The organism is Clostridium sp. UMB9555A (assembly GCF_030222355.1).
In the GTDB taxonomy this organism is placed as follows: domain Bacteria; phylum Bacillota; class Clostridia; order Clostridiales; family Clostridiaceae; genus Sarcina; species Sarcina perfringens.
The window spans coordinates 1-15,694 of record NZ_JASORQ010000010.1; the positions used below are offsets into that span (position 1 = coordinate 1).

Annotated in this window: 18 protein-coding genes and 2 tRNA genes; 5 read left to right on the top strand and 15 right to left on the bottom strand. The window is 30.5% G+C overall.

The window, feature by feature from the left end:
• Positions 1-78: 78 nt before the first annotated feature.
• The 3 genes from QP548_RS15245 to QP548_RS15255 all read right to left on the bottom strand — a co-directional run bounded on the left by QP548_RS15245 (position 79) and on the right by QP548_RS15255 (position 1,001).
• Positions 79-154: transfer RNA gene (locus tag QP548_RS15245), tRNA-Val, on the bottom strand.
• A 4-nt stretch (positions 155-158) separates the two neighbouring features.
• Positions 159-233, bottom strand: a tRNA-Glu gene (locus QP548_RS15250).
• 183 nt (positions 234-416) lie between these two features.
• Positions 417-1,001 carry a hypothetical protein gene (locus QP548_RS15255; RefSeq protein WP_004455729.1) on the bottom strand — a complete coding sequence of 195 codons (585 nt, stop codon included), beginning with the start codon at positions 999-1,001 and terminating at the stop codon, positions 417-419.
• A gap of 195 nt (positions 1,002-1,196) precedes the next feature.
• Here QP548_RS15255 and QP548_RS15260 point away from each other — a divergent pair, with 195 nt between their 5' ends.
• A complete protein-coding gene (locus QP548_RS15260; RefSeq protein ID WP_061429374.1) occupies positions 1,197-2,444 on the top strand; it encodes an NAD(P)/FAD-dependent oxidoreductase in 1,248 nt (415 codons plus the stop codon).
• 116 nt (positions 2,445-2,560) lie between these two features.
• Here QP548_RS15260 and QP548_RS15265 read toward each other — a convergent pair whose 3' ends face one another.
• The 6 genes from QP548_RS15265 to QP548_RS15290 all read right to left on the bottom strand — a co-directional run bounded on the left by QP548_RS15265 (position 2,561) and on the right by QP548_RS15290 (position 7,262).
• Complete coding sequence (locus QP548_RS15265; RefSeq protein ID WP_011010993.1) at positions 2,561-3,319, bottom strand: acyl-ACP thioesterase domain-containing protein; 759 nt, start codon at positions 3,317-3,319, stop codon at positions 2,561-2,563.
• Positions 3,320-3,341: 22 nt separating this feature from the next.
• The gene (locus tag QP548_RS15270; RefSeq protein ID WP_003466879.1) at positions 3,342-4,082 is read right to left on the bottom strand and encodes an acyl-[acyl-carrier-protein] thioesterase; all 741 of its coding nucleotides are present in this window, start codon (positions 4,080-4,082) and stop codon (positions 3,342-3,344) included.
• Positions 4,083-4,214: 132 nt separating this feature from the next.
• A complete protein-coding gene (locus tag QP548_RS15275) occupies positions 4,215-4,757 on the bottom strand; it encodes an NADH peroxidase (protein WP_003479396.1) in 543 nt (180 codons plus the stop codon).
• 310 nt (positions 4,758-5,067) lie between these two features.
• Positions 5,068-5,259: a DUF1858 domain-containing protein gene (locus QP548_RS15280; protein WP_061429375.1), complete on the bottom strand. Its 192-nt coding sequence runs from the start codon at positions 5,257-5,259 to the stop codon at positions 5,068-5,070.
• Between the two features lie 109 nt (positions 5,260-5,368).
• Positions 5,369-5,848, bottom strand: a complete 480-nt coding sequence (locus QP548_RS15285) for an NUDIX hydrolase (RefSeq protein ID WP_061429376.1) — start codon at positions 5,846-5,848, stop codon at positions 5,369-5,371.
• 127 nt (positions 5,849-5,975) lie between these two features.
• On the bottom strand, positions 5,976-7,262 hold the full coding sequence (locus tag QP548_RS15290) for an adenylosuccinate synthase (protein WP_061429377.1): 1,287 nt from the start codon (positions 7,260-7,262) through the stop codon (positions 5,976-5,978).
• Positions 7,263-7,744: 482 nt separating this feature from the next.
• On the opposite strand from QP548_RS15290, the gene sdaAB reads away from it, so the two are divergent.
• The 4 genes from sdaAB (at position 7,745) to QP548_RS15310 (ending at position 11,592) form a co-directional block, all read left to right on the top strand.
• A complete protein-coding gene (gene sdaAB, locus QP548_RS15295) occupies positions 7,745-8,425 on the top strand; it encodes an L-serine ammonia-lyase, iron-sulfur-dependent subunit beta (protein ID WP_060671275.1) in 681 nt (226 codons plus the stop codon).
• Positions 8,426-9,307, top strand: a complete 882-nt coding sequence (gene sdaAA / locus QP548_RS15300) for an L-serine ammonia-lyase, iron-sulfur-dependent, subunit alpha (RefSeq protein ID WP_061429378.1) — start codon at positions 8,426-8,428, stop codon at positions 9,305-9,307. It begins immediately after the preceding gene.
• Positions 9,308-9,542: 235 nt separating this feature from the next.
• Entirely contained in the window at positions 9,543-10,715 is a 1,173-nt protein-coding gene (locus tag QP548_RS15305; protein WP_061429379.1) for an SIS domain-containing protein, read from the top strand.
• 19 nt (positions 10,716-10,734) lie between these two features.
• On the top strand, positions 10,735-11,592 hold the full coding sequence (locus QP548_RS15310; RefSeq protein WP_061429380.1) for a tagatose bisphosphate family class II aldolase: 858 nt from the start codon (positions 10,735-10,737) through the stop codon (positions 11,590-11,592).
• 56 nt (positions 11,593-11,648) lie between these two features.
• Here QP548_RS15310 and QP548_RS15315 read toward each other — a convergent pair whose 3' ends face one another.
• From QP548_RS15315 to QP548_RS15340, 6 genes are all read right to left on the bottom strand, one after another.
• Complete coding sequence (locus tag QP548_RS15315) at positions 11,649-12,374, bottom strand: GntR family transcriptional regulator (RefSeq protein WP_061429381.1); 726 nt, start codon at positions 12,372-12,374, stop codon at positions 11,649-11,651.
• A 136-nt stretch (positions 12,375-12,510) separates the two neighbouring features.
• Positions 12,511-12,774, bottom strand: coding sequence for a preprotein translocase subunit YajC (locus tag QP548_RS15320; RefSeq protein WP_003450987.1), 264 nt, complete (start codon positions 12,772-12,774; stop codon positions 12,511-12,513).
• A 16-nt stretch (positions 12,775-12,790) separates the two neighbouring features.
• Positions 12,791-13,195 (bottom strand): PTS sugar transporter subunit IIA, encoded by a 405-nt coding sequence (locus QP548_RS15325; RefSeq protein WP_061429382.1) that lies wholly within the window; start codon positions 13,193-13,195, stop codon positions 12,791-12,793.
• Positions 13,196-13,367: 172 nt separating this feature from the next.
• Positions 13,368-14,174 carry a PTS system mannose/fructose/sorbose family transporter subunit IID gene (locus tag QP548_RS15330; protein WP_061429383.1) on the bottom strand — a complete coding sequence of 269 codons (807 nt, stop codon included), beginning with the start codon at positions 14,172-14,174 and terminating at the stop codon, positions 13,368-13,370.
• Positions 14,174-14,965 carry a PTS mannose/fructose/sorbose/N-acetylgalactosamine transporter subunit IIC gene (locus QP548_RS15335; RefSeq protein ID WP_061429384.1) on the bottom strand — a complete coding sequence of 264 codons (792 nt, stop codon included), beginning with the start codon at positions 14,963-14,965 and terminating at the stop codon, positions 14,174-14,176. The genes QP548_RS15330 and QP548_RS15335 overlap by 1 nt, the downstream gene beginning before the upstream one ends.
• Positions 14,966-15,011: 46 nt before the next feature.
• The gene (locus QP548_RS15340) at positions 15,012-15,500 is read right to left on the bottom strand and encodes a PTS sugar transporter subunit IIB (RefSeq protein ID WP_061429385.1); all 489 of its coding nucleotides are present in this window, start codon (positions 15,498-15,500) and stop codon (positions 15,012-15,014) included.
• Positions 15,501-15,694 lie beyond the last annotated feature (194 nt).

Genomic DNA, 15,694 nt, shown 5'->3' on the forward strand with positions numbered 1-15,694 from the left:
AGGGGCTCGAACCCTCGACCTCCGGCGTGACAGGCCGGCACTCTAACCAACTGAGCTACTGAGCCATTAAAAGTTTTATGGTGGTCGCAACAGGGATCGAACCTGTGACCCCCTGCTTGTAAGGCAGGTGCTCTCCCAGCTGAGCTATGCGACCATGTTGGTGACCCCTAGGGGAATCGAACCCCTGTTACCACCGTGAAAGGGTGGTGTCTTAACCGCTTGACCAAGGGGCCACATTAACTCTTAAAACCACATCATTTTTGACCAGTTTTAGCTTTAAACTAAATTTGTTTATTTTGTTTTTCGTCTTTCGCACTTGGCGACCTGACAAGGAATATAATACCCAAAAACTAAAGTTATGTCAACACTTTTTTTAGTTATTTTAGGCTATTTATAGCTATTTAACAAAATTACAATTATAATTCGCCATTTTGCTCAAAATTACTCTCTTTTTCTATTTTTTCAACTATTTTTTTATAGACATTTAACTGCCTTTCTCTCCAACCTATTTGATTCTTTAATTTTCCTATATTAAAATGGCACATTTCAATGAATTCTGCTTCTTCTAGAACCTTAATATTGAACTTATAACTATCTTCCCTAAAATTTCTTCCACTTGCTTCAATTTTTATTGGATAGCTCTCGTTTAGGTATATAAGTATCTCTTTATCCCAAATTCCTCTTTTACTTGTTGATTTAGTAAAATCATTTAAAACTTTTAAGGATTTTACTTCCTCAATAGATTCTTCAATTGAATCTATTATACCTTTATAAAACAAAGCTGATGTTCCTCTATTTATTTTTATTTTTAATAAATCATTGTATTTTTTAATTATATCATCAACTTCTCCTTCTGAAACTAATTCTCCTTCATTCATTTTAAATGTTTTTATTCCAGAATTATTTTGATAATTTACCACTACTTGATCATAATTCATTCTTCTAATCTTTAATTCTGTATTATACCCCTCTATATTTTCATTGGTAATCCTAAATTTCATAATATTCACCTCATTATTTAGTATTACTCCTTAAATAAAATAATATAACCTTATAATTTCTTCTCTTTAAGTATCTATTACTAGTCAAATATGATACAATTCAAAGTTAGAAATGTTATGATTAAACATATAAGAATTTTAGAAAATTATTTTGATTATTAATATATATAAATTTAGAAGGGAGAAATTAAACTTATGATATACCATGATGTAGTTATTATAGGAGGCGGAGCTTCTGGTATGACAGCTGCAATTACAGCAAAGGATTTTGGATTAGATGTTGCCATAGTTGAAGGAACAGACAGAATAGGTAAAAAAATTCTTACTACAGGAAACGGTAGATGTAATATAACAAATTCATTAATAAGTTTTCCATTTGAGAACTTTCATAGTACAAATGATGGATTTTTTATTAAATCTTTAAATAAATTTTCCGTAGAAGATACAAAAGCCTTTTTTCTTAATCTAGGATTACCAATAATAGAACTTGAAAAAGGAAAGAATTATCCTCAATCTTTACAGGCATCTTCCGTTGTAGATATTTTAAAAATGGCCTTAGAAGAACGTGAAATTCCTGTTTATAATTCTTACAAAGTAAAATCTATCCATAAATCTAAAGGAAAATTTACTTTATCCACAGGAAATGAGTATTCACCTGTGATTAAGTGTAAAAAGTTAATAATGGCTTGTGGAGGAAAATCTGCTCCTAAAACAGGTTCTGATGGCTCTGGATATACTCTTGCTAAAAGTTTAGGCCACTCTATTATTGAACCTAATCCAGCTATAGTACAATTAAAACTATCTCACAATAAACTTAAGGCTTTATCAGGAATAAAGTTTAATGGTTATGCTGAAGTTTTATGTGATGGAAAAAGTATTAGAAAAGAATTTGGAGAGATTCTTTTTACAGACTACGGCATATCTGGCCCTCCAATATTACAAATATCTAGAGAAGCTTCCTTAGGATGCTTTAAAGGTAAAGAGGTTAAAATATTAGTTGATATGATGCCTGATAAATCATTAAAAGAGTTAGAAGATTTCTTAGAAGGACATTTTGCTGTTTTTTCTTGTAGAGAAGTTATAAACTCACTTATAGGTGTTGTTAACAAGAAAATGATACCTATATTATTAAGAGAAGCAGGTATAGATAATTTACATAAACCATGTTATGAACTTACTTGGAAAGAGAAAAAAGCCTTAATAAGCCTTATGAAATCTTGGGAATTTAAATGTATTGGAACAAATGGCTTCCAAGCAGCTCAGGTAACTACTGGTGGAATAAATACAAAGGAAGTTGATTCTGAAACTCTTCAGTCAAAGTTAGTAGATAATCTTTATTTTTGTGGTGAATTGTTAGATGTAGATGGTGATTGTGGAGGATTTAATCTTCAATGGGCTTGGAGTTCTGGATTTACTGCTGCACTTTCTTGTACCCTTCAGTAATATATTTTCTATGAATAATATATTTTTTAATTAAATAAAATTTATTTTTATATAATACAAAACCCTTGGTATAACTAGGCTACAAACTCCTAGCCATACCGAGGGTTTTATTACTTTTAAAACTCTTTTTTCCAAATTGTTTCTATTGAGGCTGAAACTTCACCTAATCTATTGTTTACAATCTTGTAAAGGCACTTATAACCTTCTTCAATCTCATCCCATTGGCAGATAATATTTACATCATCTCCAAGTCTAACTTCCTTCTCATACTTTATTTTAGCTGATATAAGGCTATATTCATCTAAAATACACTCTGGTGTAGCCTCCATAGTCCATTCTAAGTATTTAGTGTTATTAACATGTTTATTAAAATCTATATCACTTCTTCTTACAGAAATATTTGATTCTAAATCTTCTCTAATTAATTTTTCCACCTTAGTTGATTTTAACTCTACTTCTCCAGTATCACTCATGTTTATTAACTCACAATACTCCTTAGGAATTCTCACAGCTCTACGCTTCTCTAAATCTATTAGTAAGAAAATAATCTTACCTTCAGCCACAAGTTCATTTTTTTCATTATAAACTTTATATACTCTACAAGCATAAAATTTCTTTATTCCTTCTAGATAAGTTTCCACATTTATTGAACTTTTATATGGTATTGGCTTTTTTATATCTATTGAATAACTATAAATAATCCAACTTAATTCATGATCTTTTAAATACTTAATTCCTTCATAAGCTAACTCTTCCTCATGGATTGCAGATACATCACCAAAGATTTTCATAAGTGGAACCATTCTTATGTTTTCATTAACATCTGAATCATAATATAGTACATCATATTTTTTCATAAATTTATTTTCGCTCATAATTAATTCTCCTAGAAAAATTTTAATACCAATAAGTTTCTGCTAAAGTAATGCTTTCTCCCTCTTCATTTTCTACTTTATGAAGAACCTTTACTTCATCTTCACCCTTAATTATTTTTGACTTTATAATTACATTATGACCATATGTAATTTCTTTTTCAAATTTTATTTTTATTTTTTTCATTTTGTAATTTAAAACGATATCAACTGGTACTGTTTCTAAAATCCACTCTACATACTTAATATTACTTACATGCATATTTAGATCTATATCTAAATATCTTATGTGAAATTTCATCTCTAAATCTTCTTTATCAAATTTCTCAAAGTTTAATTTTTTTCTTAATAATTTTGAAGACTCCTTACTTAATCCATGAATCTCATATTCTTCGTCGCTTATTCTAGCTGGTCTTCTAGTTTTTTTGTTTATTAAGAATGCTAATACATCAGCTCTAGCTACTAAGGCCCCATCCATATCATAAGCCTCAAATACTCTGTTAGAATAAAACTTTCTTATAGATTCAACATAAGTTTTTACCTTAATTTTCTCTCTATATCTTGGATATCTATTAACTATTATTTCATAATCAAAAAATACCCAAGTAGTTTCACTGCTATTATCTGCATAGTTCATTGAATTCTTTTCTTCTTGACTTAAGCAACAGTCTGAAAAAAAGTTCATCATTGAAGTTATTCTACAGTCTTTTCTTCCATCTGTTTCTCCATAAGTAACTTCATAAACTTTTTCATAAGCTTTCCCCATTTTAATCACTCCTCATTTGGAAGTATATCAAATCAAAAAATACCTTTCAAACTAGAAAAACACCACTAAACTAGGTGTTTTAGTGGTGTTTTCTTTATAAATATATCAATACAAACAATTTGTGATGGATTCTTATTTAAAGTATCTGTTTAATAATCCAGCGAAAGCTTTTCCGTGTCTAGCTTCGTCTTTACACATTTCGTGAACTGTGTCGTGGATTGCATCTAAGTTTAATTGTTTAGCTAAAGTAGCTAAGTCTTTTTTACCTTGGCAAGCTCCATGCTCTGCATTTACTCTTGCTTGTAAGTTAGCTTTTGTATCAGCTTCTACAACTTCTCCTAACATTTCTGCGAATTTAGCAGCGTGCTCTGCTTCCTCGAAAGCTATTCTTTTATAAGCTTCAGCAACTTCTGGGAATCCTTCTCTGTCAGCTTGTCTTGACATAGCTAAGTACATTCCTACTTCTGTACATTCTCCTACAAAGTTAGCTTGTAATCCTTCGATTATTCTTTCATCTACACCTTTAGCAACTCCGATTCTGTGCTCATCTGCAAATGCTAAATCTTCTCCTTGTTCTACGAATTTGTCAGCTCCAACTCCACATACTGGGCATTTTTCTGGTGCTTTTTCTCCTTCATAAACATATCCACATACTGTACAAACAAATTTTTTCATAATCTTATTCCTCCTACAAAACAAACAATTTATCTAATTTCAATTTATATCATAATTTAAAAGTCTTTATTTAAGTGTTTTTTGTTGATGTATTTCCTCATCAACCTTATGTCATTATTATATAATAATAATTATTATTTAGCAATAGTTATTTTTATTTTTTCAAAAAAATTTTTTAAATATACAATTTACAAATAATGTATTTAAATTAATCTTATATTTAAACTTAATAATTAACTTTTAAAGTAAATAGTATAAAAATAAGAAGCACTTATGAAAAAGCACTTCTTATTTTAAACAGAGCTTAAAATTAATATTCTATTTTATTTATAGCTTCTATTAAATCATCTAAGTTTATTCCGTGAACTATTGCAGCCTCTTCTAAAGTTTCTGCTTGAGCTGATGGACATCCAACACATCCCATACCAAAGCTCATTAATACCTCAGCAGCTGTTGGCATTTTTCTTATTACTTCTCCAATTGTCATGTCTTTAGTTATCATAATAAACTACACCTCTCTTAATTAAATTAAAAGTTATATCCTTAATTATACTCCCTATAAATTTCAAATACAAGTATTTCACTCTGGATTATAATTTTTAAAATAAAACTTATATATACTCTTCTATATTTAACTTTCCTATTATATCTTTTATCACAATCCTATCTGGGGGATTAACCTCTTCTAACGAAGGAATATCACTCTTATTAAAAAATACAGCATCTGCGCTTTCTTCTCCATCTAAGACTACTTCTCCTTCATAATCATTGGAAATAAATATAGAAGATGCATTATAAATCTCATCTCCATTAGGATACTTATTGTAACACTCCTTACCAGAGTAAACATTAAACAAGCTTAAACTCTTAACCCTAAGCCCAACTTCTTCATATGCCTCTCTAATAGCAGCTTCCTCAAAACTTTCTCCAAGCTCTAAGCTTCCTCCAGGAAGTCCCCATTTATTATTGTCAGTTCTTTTTTGTAATAATACTCTTCCCTTTTTATCAATTATTATAATTCCAGCTGAACACATTATAAGTGGTCTATGTGGATTAGGAAGTTCTTTTCTTAAATCCATTATATATCCCATACAATTCTCCTCTTAACTTACATACTTTTATTCTAAATTAATTTAAAAATATTATACCCTAAAATAAAAAATAGCTTAAGATTAAATAATCTTAAGCTATTTTAAACTAATTATTCTTTACTACTTATTAAAGTTCTTCTCTTACTCTTATAGTTTGATTTCTCTTTGGTCCAACACCAACTATAGAAACTTTAGTTCCTGTGAACTCTTCTATTCTTCTTAAGTAAGTTTTAGCATTCTCTGGTAACTCGTCGTAGCTTCTTGCATCAGCAACTTCTTCGCCCCATCCTTCGAACTCTTCGTATATTGGTTTACATCTAGCTAAATCTTCTAAACTAGCTGGGAAGTAATCTATAACTTTTCCATCTAATTCATATCCAACACACATTTGTATTTTATCTAATCCAGCTAATGTATCTATTTTAGTTACTACTAATGAAGTTAATCCACAAACTCTTGTAGTAGTTTTTAAGATAACAAGGTCTAACCAACCACATCTTCTTGATCTTCCTGTAGTTACTCCGTACTCATGACCTTTTTCTCTTATCCAATCACCAGTTTCATTTTCAAGCTCTGTTGGGAATGGTCCTTTACCAACTCTTGTAGTATAAGCTTTAGCTATACCAACAGCATTAGTTACCATGTTTGGTCCTATACCTGCTCCACTAGCAACTCCACATGAAGTTGTGTTTGATGATGTAACATATGGATAAGTTCCATAGTCTATATCAAGAAGCATTCCTTGAGCTCCTTCAAATAATACATTTTTATCAGCTTGGATAGCATTGTATATTTCAACTGAAGTATCTTTAACATATGGTCTTAATCTTTCAGCAAATGCCATATATTCATTGTATATTTCATCGAAGTTTAACTCTTCTCCACCTAATAATTTGATGTATCCATTTTTCATTTCGATGTTTATTCTTAATTTTTCAGCAAAAGAATCCTTATGCATAAGGTCACAAACTCTTATTCCTGATCTTTCATATTTATCTGTATAACAAGGACCTATTCCTTTGCAAGTAGTTCCTATATCATTTTTTCCTCTAGCTTTTTCTTTTAACTTATCTAAAGTTATGTGGTATGGCATTATAAGATGTGCTCTATCACTAACTATTAATTTCTCTGGAGTTACTTTTACTCCTAAGCCTTCTAAATAATCTATTTCTGTAAATAGTGCTTTAGGATCTACTACAACACCATTTCCTATTACGTTTAATTTCTCGTCATGTAATATTCCTGAAGGTATTAAGTGTAACTTGTATTGTTTGTCTTCAACTTCAACTGTATGTCCAGCGTTATTTCCTCCTTGGAATCTAACAACTACTTCTGCCTCTTCTGCTAAGTAATCTGTCATTTTTCCTTTTCCTTCGTCTCCCCATTGAGCTCCTAATACAACAAATGCTGACATTTTTTATTTCCTCCTTATAAAAAGAACATTAACATTCTTTTTTTATAAACCATAACGGTTGATTAACTTTTCCCGAGCAGACAACGTTCGTATTTATAGGTATTTTTGCTATAAATTTCATTGTCCTATACCATATTAACAGAGTAAAACTCTTAGGTCAAGGCAATAAAAACGAATATTTTAACATATTTTCAGCCTCAAAGTTCATTTTATTTAATTCAATTAAATAATATTTAATTTAATAATATTTCTTCGTCAAAATTCTCATTAATATTGCTCTTTTTCCTTATACTTATTCTTATCAATAAATTGATTTTTTACTAAATATTTTTGCTTCTAAAACTAATTAAATTATTAACATTAAATTTAGGTAAAATTTCAATTTTGATTTTTAAAAATGTTATACTATATTTAACGAATTAATTACTTAATTAGACACTAAAACATCTTATTTTATTACACATAACAAAGGAGGATAAAAAATGAATACATATGGTGTTTTCGATATCCTTGGACCAATTATGATTGGACCATCTAGCTCTCATACTGCAGGGGCTGCTAGACTTGGAAAAGTAGCTAGAGCTATCTGTGGTAAACCAATGAAAAAAGTTACTTTTCTTTTACACGGTTCTTTTGGTAAAACTTATAAAGGTCATGGTACAGATAAAGCTTTAGTAGCAGGTATCCTTGGAATGGAACCTTCTGATACACACCTTAGAAATTCTTTAGAAATAGCAAAAGAAAAAAATATTGAAATAGAGTTTAAAGAAGTTGATTTAGGAGATGCACATCCTAATACAGTTAAATTTATAATTGAAGATATTGATGGTGTTTTTCATGAAATAGTAGGATCATCAATAGGTGGTGGAAGTATTAAAATCACAGAGGTAAATGGTAGCGTTGTCGAATTTACTGGTGAATACCCAACACTAATAATTTCACATAAAGATATTCCTGGAGCTGTATCTAAAGTAACAGCAATAGTTTATGAGCATAATATTAATATAGCTTTCATGAAAGTCTTTAGAACAGAAAGAGGAAAGGCTGCAAGAATGGTCTTTGAAATGGATAGCCCTATTACAAAGGACATTATTGATGAAATCAAAAAAGTTGAAGCTGTTGAAAAACTAGTTGTTATAAATCCAGTAAAGGAGGATATTTAGATGATTGCAAGAAATGATGCTGAATTATTAAAAATATGTAGAGAGAATAATTTCTCCTTAGCTGAATATGCAATTCAATATGAAATGGAAAGTAAAAACTGTACTAGAAAAGATGTAATCAAAGGTATGGAAAAAGTTCTTCAAGTTATGAAAGAGGCAGCTAATGAAGGACAAGAAAAAGAAGTTTATTCTGTAAGCGGATTAATTGGCGGAGATGCTTATAAATTAAAAAAATACTTAGAAAAAGGTAATACTTTAACTGGTGATGTTATGGTTGGTGCTATGGCAAGAGCCTTATCTTGTTCAGAGGTAAATGCTTCTATGGGAAGAATAGTAGCATGTCCAACAGCTGGTTCTTGTGGAATATTACCTGCTGTAATATTAACAGTAGGAGAAAGATTAAATCTAAGTGATGAAGAACTTATTCAAGGTTTATTAGCTTCCTCAGCCGTAGGTATGATAATTGCGCAAAACGCAACATTAGCCGGTGCTGAAGGTGGATGCCAAGCTGAATGTGGATCTGCTGCTGCTATGGGAGCTGCTGCCACTGTAGAAATGATGGGTGGAACTCCTGAAATGGCTTTAGATGCAGGTGCAATAGTATTTAAGAATATACTTGGTCTAGTTTGTGATCCAATAGCTGGCTTAGTAGAAGTGCCTTGTGCTAAAAGAAATTTTGCAGGAGCAGTTAGTGCCTTAACAACTGCCGACTTAGTTATGGCAGGCATACATAGCAAGATTCCTTTTGATGATACAGTTGAAGCTATGTATAGAGTAGGAAAATCTTTACCTGCTTCTCTAAGAGAAACTGCCTTAGGTGGTTTAGCAATTACTAAAACAGGACTTAAATTAAAAGAAAAAGTTTTTGGTAAAGATAAATAATTCTTTTTTAATGAGCATATGTAATTATATATGCTCATTTTATTTTTAAATAATTAGCATTAAATACTAATATAAGCATTTTAATTTTATATTGGTATTTCTTCAAAGTTACTAGTAAATTATTGACATTTATTATGATAATATTGTAATATTAACTTGTAATAACATCATTATCTTTGGTGCTTTTTTATTTATACCAACTGGTAATGACAACATTATAATAGGGGTGAGATTTATGAATAAAATTTTTGGATTTACTCAAGAGGAATTATCCAACTTAAAAGCCACTTATACAGCTAATGAAATATATCAACAACCAGAATTATGGAGAGAGACTTTAAACATAGTAGAAAATAATAAAGAAGCTATAAATAAATTCTTAGAGAAAAATTTAAATAAAGACAATGTAAGAATAATCTTAACTGGAGCAGGAACATCTGCCTATGTGGGAGATACTATATACCTTTATTTAGCTAAAAAGTTAGGTAAAAGGGTTGAAGCTATAGCAACTACTGACTTTGTTTCAAACCCAGATGAATATATAGATGAAAATGCAAATACTATCTTAGTTTCTTATGCTCGTTCTGGTAATAGCCCAGAAAGTGTTGGAACTTATGATTTATTTGAAAAGAAAGTTAAAAATCTAGCGCACATAGTTGTTACTTGTAATAAAGATGGTGAGCTTGCTAAGAAGTCCCAAGAAAAAGAAGGAAACTTAGTTTTATTAATGCCAGAAAAATCAAATGATAAGAGTTTTGCTATGACAAGTTCCTTTACTTGTATGACATTAGCTACTCTACTTTTATTTGATATAGCTAATCTAGAAGAAAATAAAAAAATCGTTGAAGAATTAGCTACTAAAGGACAAGCTTCTCTTGATACTCAATGGGAAGATGCAAAAGCAATTTCAGATTTAGGATCAGAAAGAATTGTTTATGTGGGTTCTGGCGCCTTAAAGGGTCTTTGCCATGAAATGGCTCTTAAAAATTTAGAATTAACTTCTGGTAAACAAGTTACTGTTTGTGAATCAATCTTAGGCTTTAGACATGGTCCTAAGTCAATAATAAATAATAATACTTTAGTTATATTCTTATGCTCTACAAATGATTATACAGCTCTTTATGATTATGACTTAATAAAAGAAGTTTATAATGATGAAGGTACTCAAAAAGTTGCTGTTTTAAGTTATTTTGACAGAGAAAATCTTAAGGAAATTTCTCATAAATATATAACAGCTAATGGATCTAAATTAGATGATACATTTATAGCATTTAATTATATAATATTTGGTCAAATGATTTCTTTCTTTAACTCTTTAAGACTTGGAATTTCTCCTGATAATCCAAGACCTGATGGAACAGTTAATAGAGTTGTTCAAGGAGTTATAATTCACGAATATAATAATTAATTTATGAGAGGTGTTTTTTATGAATAAAATTAAATCTACTAAAGATATGCTTTTAAGAGCTCAAAAAGGAGGATATGCTATTCCTGCTTTTAACATACACAACCTAGAAACTTTTCAAGTAGTTGTTGAGACTGCCGCTGAGCTTAAATCCCCTGTTATAATTGCAGGTACTCCTGGAACTATTGATTATGCTGGTCCAGATTATATAGTAGCTATGGCTGAGGTAGCCTCTCAAAAATACGATATTCCAATAGCAATTCACCTTGATCATTTTGAAGATCCAAAGCTTATAAAAAGTCATATATTAACTGGATTTAAATCTTGTATGATAGATGCTTCCCATCTTTCCTTTGAAGACAATGTAAGCATGGTAAAGGAAGTTGTAGACTTTGCTCATAGGTATGATGCTACTGTTGAAGCTGAACTTGGTAAACTTGTTGGAATTGAAGATGACTTAGTGGTAGATGAAAATGAAGGAGCATATACAGACCCTGATGCAGCTTTAGAATTTGTTGAAAGAACAGGTGTAGACTCACTAGCTATAGCAATTGGAACTGCTCATGGATTATATAAAGGAACTCCTAAATTAGACTTTGATAGATTAGTTAAAATTAGAGAAAAGGTATCTGTACCTTTAGTTTTACATGGTGCATCTGACGTTCCAGATGAATTAGTTAAGAAAGCTATAGAACTTGGAATATGCAAGGTTAATGTTGCTACAGATTTAAAGATTCCATTTTCAGATGCAGTAAAAGATTATTTCATAGCTAATCCAAAAGCTAATGACCCAAGAAAATATATGACTCCAGGTAAAGAGGCTATGAAGAAAATAGTTGAACATAAGATTCTGCTTTGTGGTAGTAACGGTAAAGCTTAATTATTTAATTTTATATATAAAAGAGACATCAATTTTTTTGATGTCTCTTTACTTTATTAATCTTCTTCTAAAACTACAGTGTATTCAAATTTATCTCCTCTTGAAACACTTACTGTATACTCTATAACCCTTTCATTTTCAAAGGTAATTCTTTCAATTCTCATTGCAGCTGTATCATATTCTACATTTAATAATTTTGAATCACTCTTTGAAATTAATATAGGTTTAAAGCTTTCCTTAGCCTTAGTTAAACTCACATTATAAACTTCTCTAAATATATCATACATAGGCTTTTCTTTAAGCATCTTCTCTTTTAAATCAATAAATCTATATTCAGGTAAATAAGTGCATTCTACCATCATTGGCACTTCATCTGCTATTCTTAGCCTTAATATCTTATATACCAGTGAATTTTCTTCCACTCTTAATTTCTCTGCAATCTTCTTGTCAGCTCTTATTAAATCAAAGGATAATATTTTTGAAGATGGATTTTTCCCAAGCTTTTTCATCTCTTCAGTAAAACTATAAAATTTTAATAATTGCTGTTTATACACTTTAGGAGATATAAAAGTTCCCTTTCCATGTACCTTATATACATACTCTTTTCTTTCTAATTCTCCAATAGCTTGCCTAGCTGTTGTTCTACTAACATTATATTGCTCACATAATTCTCTTTCAGATGGTAACTTATCATTTTCTTTAAGTTCTCCGCTATTTATAAGATCAATTAGCTCTGTTTCTAATTGATGATACAGGGCTATGCCCCTGCTTCTCTTAAACATTCTTCCACCCCTAAATTCTAATAATACTATTTATAGTGTTATCATATTTACTATTTTTTTTCAATATTTTTCTCTATAAAGCATAAACTCACAGTATATAAAAGCTGTGAGTTTTTAAAAATAATTATTTTCAATTTTATAAAACCTTAGAGACACAATACCTTTCTACAGTCATAGTAATATTTTTTGTTTTGTCTATTATAATCTCTACAGTTTCTTTATTAACCTTTGAAACCTTTCCATGTATACCACTACTTAAAACAACATTTGAGCCTACTTTTAAATTAATCTGTTGCTCTATTATCCTAGCTTTATCTTTGTTAACACCTTTAAAACTAACAATATACCAAACTAAAAATATTGCTACTAGAACTAATAAAATAATCATAAAAGTTTTCATTGGTCTCCTCACTTTCTTATATGTTTAATAATTCTCTCACACTACAAACACTATCTTTGCCATCATTTTTTATCTTTTCAACCAATTCTTTTATATCACTAAAACAATCTCTCTCCATTGTTGCAGTAACAACCATAGGCAAGTTTACCCCTGTTATTACCTCTACCTTATCTGATTTATATAAATTTAATGCTGATTGATTCATTGGAGTTGCTCCTAATAAGTCTACAAGAACCACCACTCCCTCATCACTATTTAATTCATTTATTTTTTCTCTAAGCTCTTCACCAAAACTTTCTGCATCTTGTCCTCTTTTTAAAGATACTATGCTAAATTTCTCTTGAGTTCCACAAATCATATCTATTGCATCAAATAATCCCTTTGCCATTTCTCCGTGAGTTGCTACTATTACACCTATCATCCTTCTTTACCTCCTAAAAACCTATTTATTAACATATGGACTGTATCAAAATGACTTTTTAATAAAACTCACAAACAATATTAATAAGTAATTTTAATAATATTCTTTTAAGCTTTATTACTAACCCTTGATACAGCCCACCTTAAATCAAAACAAAATATACTTATTTAAATTATGCAACTATTCCTAAAGCACCTAAAGTTGTGAATAATATGAACATACATATAACAATTTTAACTGGGCTCCACTTTTTATTTCTTAATAAGTGGAATACTCCTAAAACAGCTAAAACCGGAAGTAGTTTAGGGAATAAACTATCTAAAGTTGTTTGAAGAACAAATTCATATCCTCCAAAGTTAGCTTGGATTGGAGTTGTAATATTGATTATTGAACCAATCATACCTCCAACAACTATTAATCCTACGATTCCAGCTCCAAAAGTAACCTTATCCATCATGCCAGCTGAGCTTGTAGCTAAATCTGCACCCTTTTGGTAACCTAAAGTTATAAGTTTCCACTTAACAAATAAGTTCCAGCTTATGAATATGATTTGTGTAATTATAAGAGCTATTAATGCACCAGTAAAGTCTTCAGTTAAAGCCATAGAGGCTGGTATAGATATTAGTAATGGTCCTAAGATTGCAAACATCATACTATCTCCGATACCTGCTAAAGGTCCCATCATACCAGTTTTAATACCTCTTATAAGATCTGGATCTGCTTTTTGTTCTTCTAAAGCAGCAACTATACCTAAGATAACGGTTGCACCATAGTTAGGACAAGTATTAAAGAATTCCATGTGTCTAGTTAAAGCTTTTTTCATACCCTCTGGGTCATCTTTATAAACCTTCTTTAAAATTGGTGATATAGAAATTGCAAATCCTAAAGCCTGCATTCTTTCATATGACCAAGAAATTTGTAATAATAAATGGTTCAAAAAGACTTGCCATAAATCTTTTTTTGTTATTTTAGATTCCATTAGAATTCGCCTCCTATCTGCTCAAAATCTTCCTCATTATTTACTTTAGCTCCATCATTTTTATGATATAACTCAACGTAAATAACAGCAGTTATAAGACCTATTAAACCAACTGCAATCATTGGTAAGTTTAAGAAACATACTAATATGAATCCCATGATAGCGAAATACCATTGTTTGGTTATTGGTAAGTAGTTTAATAATATTGCAACCCCTAATGCTGGCATTGCACGTCCTGCAGCAGCGAATCCATTAGTTAACCATACAGGAACCTTTTCTATAAATGCAGTAGCAACTTCTGAACCAAAGAATGCACCTACGAAAACAGGAATTGCTCTTGATAATCCCCATGGAACTGATCCAAATAAATGCCATCTCCACATTCCTTTTAAGTTTCCATTTGCAGCATGTGCATCAGCTTTATGAGCACAAATTCCAGTAGATAATCTTCCTAATACATCTAAGTATGATCCTAATAAAGCTATTGGAACCCCTAATGCAATACCACTTTCATAACTTCCAGTTAAATGACCAAAAGTAACCCCTAAAATAGCACCAGTAGTATAGTCTGGAACAACAGCCCCACCATATGAGTGAACTCCAAGAGACATCATTTCTAAAGTAGCCCCTACAAAAAGACCAGTTGGAATATCTCCTAAGATAAGACCCGCTCCAAAACCAGCTATTAAAGGCCTATGCCATAAACCTAGATAAGGACCTAGCATCTCATTAATGCTTAGGAAAGCCCATACAGAGAGTAGTAAAATTTGTATAATTCCTATTTCTTGCATAAACATATCCCCCTAATTATTAAATTGTATAATCCCCTTAAAATAATTAACTTTTAAAAGCCTCTACTAACGCCCTAATATCTTGCTTTGAGTCTGTCGGAATCATTTGGAAGTAGCAATTAACCTTTTTATCCAACAAACTTTTTAATGCTTCAAACTCTTTTTCTGTAACAAATAGTTTTTCACTTAATTTTTTAGCATTTGGTTTATGAGTCATGTTGCCTATATTCAAATCCATATGTTTAAATCCACCCTCATAGATCCTATTAGCATCTACTACATCCTTAACCAATAGAAAAACTCTCTCATTTGGAGCTAGTCCTCTATTTAAGTATGCAATAACTTTATCAACTGGCTGCATTGATATTCTTACTTGCTTTGGAGCAGCTAATTTTAATATTGCTTGTTGATTTGGATCGCTAGCAACCATATCATTGGCAACTATGATATGATTGGGATTTGTCATTTTAGACCAAGCTAAAGCTACTTGTCCATGAATAAGTCTTCCGTCAACTCTGAAATGTACTATTGGCATTTTAAATCCTCCTTAATATTGTTTGTACTATTATATGCCACTAAAAATCCAGTAATACATCTTTATAATAATTTTATGATTAAATTATTATTTTAAACGAAAAAAACTCCTAGAAAATCTAGGAGTTCTTGTAGGAGTTTTATTATGTTTGTTTGTGTTTGTTATGTTTGTTTGTGTTTGTCTTTATCCAGTTC

Coding starts and splice junctions, on each gene's coding strand:
- QP548_RS15255 (WP_004455729.1), bottom strand. CDS start 1,001: ATGAAATTTAGGATTACCAATGAAAATATAGAGGGGTATAATACAGAA.
- QP548_RS15260 (WP_061429374.1), top strand. CDS start 1,197: ATGATATACCATGATGTAGTTATTATAGGAGGCGGAGCTTCTGGTATG.
- QP548_RS15265 (WP_011010993.1), bottom strand. CDS start 3,319: ATGAGCGAAAATAAATTTATGAAAAAATATGATGTACTATATTATGAT.
- QP548_RS15270 (WP_003466879.1), bottom strand. CDS start 4,082: ATGGGGAAAGCTTATGAAAAAGTTTATGAAGTTACTTATGGAGAAACA.
- QP548_RS15275 (WP_003479396.1), bottom strand. CDS start 4,757: ATGAAAAAATTTGTTTGTACAGTATGTGGATATGTTTATGAAGGAGAA.
- QP548_RS15280 (WP_061429375.1), bottom strand. CDS start 5,259: ATGATAACTAAAGACATGACAATTGGAGAAGTAATAAGAAAAATGCCA.
- QP548_RS15285 (WP_061429376.1), bottom strand. CDS start 5,848: ATGGGATATATAATGGATTTAAGAAAAGAACTTCCTAATCCACATAGA.
- QP548_RS15290 (WP_061429377.1), bottom strand. CDS start 7,262: ATGTCAGCATTTGTTGTATTAGGAGCTCAATGGGGAGACGAAGGAAAA.
- sdaAB (WP_060671275.1), top strand. CDS start 7,745: ATGAATACATATGGTGTTTTCGATATCCTTGGACCAATTATGATTGGA.
- sdaAA (WP_061429378.1), top strand. CDS start 8,426: ATGATTGCAAGAAATGATGCTGAATTATTAAAAATATGTAGAGAGAAT.
- QP548_RS15305 (WP_061429379.1), top strand. CDS start 9,543: ATGAATAAAATTTTTGGATTTACTCAAGAGGAATTATCCAACTTAAAA.
- QP548_RS15310 (WP_061429380.1), top strand. CDS start 10,735: ATGAATAAAATTAAATCTACTAAAGATATGCTTTTAAGAGCTCAAAAA.
- QP548_RS15315 (WP_061429381.1), bottom strand. CDS start 12,374: ATGTTTAAGAGAAGCAGGGGCATAGCCCTGTATCATCAATTAGAAACA.
- QP548_RS15320 (WP_003450987.1), bottom strand. CDS start 12,774: ATGAAAACTTTTATGATTATTTTATTAGTTCTAGTAGCAATATTTTTA.
- QP548_RS15325 (WP_061429382.1), bottom strand. CDS start 13,195: ATGATAGGTGTAATAGTAGCAACTCACGGAGAAATGGCAAAGGGATTA.
- QP548_RS15330 (WP_061429383.1), bottom strand. CDS start 14,174: ATGGAATCTAAAATAACAAAAAAAGATTTATGGCAAGTCTTTTTGAAC.
- QP548_RS15335 (WP_061429384.1), bottom strand. CDS start 14,965: ATGCAAGAAATAGGAATTATACAAATTTTACTACTCTCTGTATGGGCT.
- QP548_RS15340 (WP_061429385.1), bottom strand. CDS start 15,500: ATGCCAATAGTACATTTCAGAGTTGACGGAAGACTTATTCATGGACAA.